Below are 671 nucleotides of genomic sequence, written 5' to 3'. Positions count from 1 at the left end.
GAAATTGAAGAATCTCTGAATCTTTTGCAAAAAGATTGGGACGTTGATCCAATTCTGCGAGAATTTATGATGGGAAAAATCACTGATGTATCTGACTATTCACTTAAAGTAAAAGACGTGATATTTCATATTCCATATTTATCGTCTGAAAAAAAATACATTCTGTGGAAATGCTTTTGGCCTGACTGCCATAACTGCTGTGACAGACAAGGCAGACTGCCATTGACATCAGATGATCTGATTACAATTGGAAAAGGTCTGAAATACCAAAAGACTTCTGATTTTATAAAAAATGAAACAATGACTACTACTTGGAATGACTCTTCACCATCAGGACAAGTAACTACAATGACTACAATTAATCTAAAAAGAAAAAAGACGAGACAGAACAAGAAGACGGAACTCACATCTCTTGTCGATTCTTAGATGAAAAGGGCGGATGCAGCATGCATCCAGACAGACCAGGAGTGTGTTACCTGTATCCTTTCTCTACATGGCTTGAAAACGAAAAAGGCTCTGCACGAGTACATGCCACATACCAGTTCACAGGTGACTGTCCTGGATTTTATCTGGCAGATGACATTACACAGATGAAGCAAGAGCTAAAGGACTATTCCAAAATTATCTACGACTACAACATGGCATCAAGTAGAACAATGCGGGAAAACTAC

At 38.2% G+C, this 671-nt stretch carries 1 protein-coding gene and 1 pseudogene; both read left to right on the top strand.

Features of this window, described 5'->3' with window-relative positions:
• Nucleotides 1-426: pseudogene (locus BG20_RS14025) on the top strand (hypothetical protein); the annotation flags it as partial.
• The coding region (locus BG20_RS14020; protein ID WP_238527561.1) for a YkgJ family cysteine cluster protein at nucleotides 408-671 on the top strand (264 nt) is incomplete at its 3' end. The pseudogene BG20_RS14025 and the gene BG20_RS14020, both read left to right, overlap by 19 nt.

Origin of the sequence: Candidatus Nitrosarchaeum limnium BG20 (genome assembly GCF_000241145.1) — an archaeon.
GTDB classification, from domain to species: domain Archaea; phylum Thermoproteota; class Nitrososphaeria; order Nitrososphaerales; family Nitrosopumilaceae; genus Nitrosarchaeum; species Nitrosarchaeum limnae.
Note: the sequence above shows the minus strand (reverse complement) of the source record. Positions and strands in the feature narration are given on the sequence as shown.